The following is a 1,371-nucleotide window of genomic DNA, read 5'->3' on the forward strand; positions in this document are numbered from 1 at the left end:
AAAGGCTCCATGAAGAATAAATCGAGTCGCATCATCTATTATAGCCACTAAGTAGACCTGCTTTTTCGTTCCATTTGGTCCAATAGGTAAATAAGGTCCAAATTTGATATCTGATTGCCACAACTGATTACGATGGCGCTTTTGAAATCGTCTAGCAGCTACTCCTGTTTGAGAGTAAAGCTTCATGTGCCGAGAACTGTATCCTCTTTCGGTTAATTTTTCTTGAAGAGTAGAACGCTTAAGCTGCCCGGGTTTCGCCAACCCCTCCCACTCAAGAATTTGAATGATTTGTGAGACACTTCTAGTAGGAGCTTCTTTTCGCAGGAGAATCGCTTGTTCTAATAAATGCGAAGGTATAGCCTCTTTTTTCATTTTTCCCGAGATTCCTTTTGGTTTTAACCCTCCAAAACCTTCATTACGATACTGTTCAAGATAACGTCTAATGGTCCTTTCAGAAAGACCGCTGGTCTTACATATTTGGTTTTTCAATTCTTTTGCTTTCCCAGCATCCAGACCTTCCGCCAAGAGAGGGGAAATGAGCTGGAACCGTTGTACTGCCATTTCTTCTGCCTTTTTTTGATTTTTCATGATAACACTCCTCTACATATGTGATTATCATGAGTGTAAATCAGCTATCTTCGGACAAGAATGCAGAACGGGTATGTAACCACAAATTAAAATTCACAATCGGACGGACAATTCTCTCTAGCCATCTGGGGGCATTCCCCACCAGTCGTCCTATTCTTTGAAGTGCAGTCTCTGAATTTGCGGACGTCAAATTCAAAGGGATCATTCCCTGTTTAGTTCGAAGCAGAATGGATATGAGGCAATTAGCCCAATAATCTACAAAGCTATTAAACCACTCAAACCAACGAAATAGGGTAGATTCATCAGCTGGAACATCATGAGTAGAAGGGTTCGATAGAACCAATTCTATGCACTCTGACTCATATCTCTTATATGGAACTAAGAAATCTGGTAATTCATGATGAATCCGACCGCACTGATCACAACACAATCGCCGAATATTATATACTTTTGTCTCTCCAGATCTTTCTTTAGATTTTCTATCTCTAGTACCAATTACGTTCATGCTTTTCCCGCAACAGGGAGATGGAATCCTCCCCGCACCTCTAACCAAAAACTCCGTTGTTTTCAATTAAATTATAATCTGATACAATTATCATAGTTTCTTTTTTGGGGACGTCTTCCGTATATCTGTTGGCGCAGATATACACGATGGGAGGCGTCTTTTCCTTTCTCCAGAATTATAAATATCTAAATATTTTGAAATATATATGGACATTATAATCGTCTAATTCTGGACAGGCAATACCGTCAACTTTTGGTCATTTTGGGATGGCAATAACA

Annotated in this window: 2 protein-coding genes; both read right to left on the minus strand. The window is 39.7% G+C overall.

Going from position 1 to position 1,371, the window contains the following annotated elements; genetic code table 11:
• The coding region (locus tag Q1B07_RS26560) for a helix-turn-helix domain-containing protein (protein WP_299095787.1) at window positions 1–588 on the minus strand (588 nt) is incomplete at its 3' end.
• A 40-nt stretch (window positions 589–628) separates the two neighbouring features.
• The gene (locus tag Q1B07_RS26565) at window positions 629–1,159 is read right to left on the minus strand and encodes a DUF6431 domain-containing protein (RefSeq protein ID WP_366945295.1); all 531 of its coding nucleotides are present in this window, start codon (window positions 1,157–1,159) and stop codon (window positions 629–631) included.
• Window positions 1,160–1,371 lie beyond the last annotated feature (212 nt).

The sequence above is a fragment of the uncultured Metabacillus sp. genome (assembly GCF_947503125.1).
In the GTDB taxonomy this organism is placed as follows: domain Bacteria; phylum Bacillota; class Bacilli; order Bacillales; family Bacillaceae; genus Metabacillus.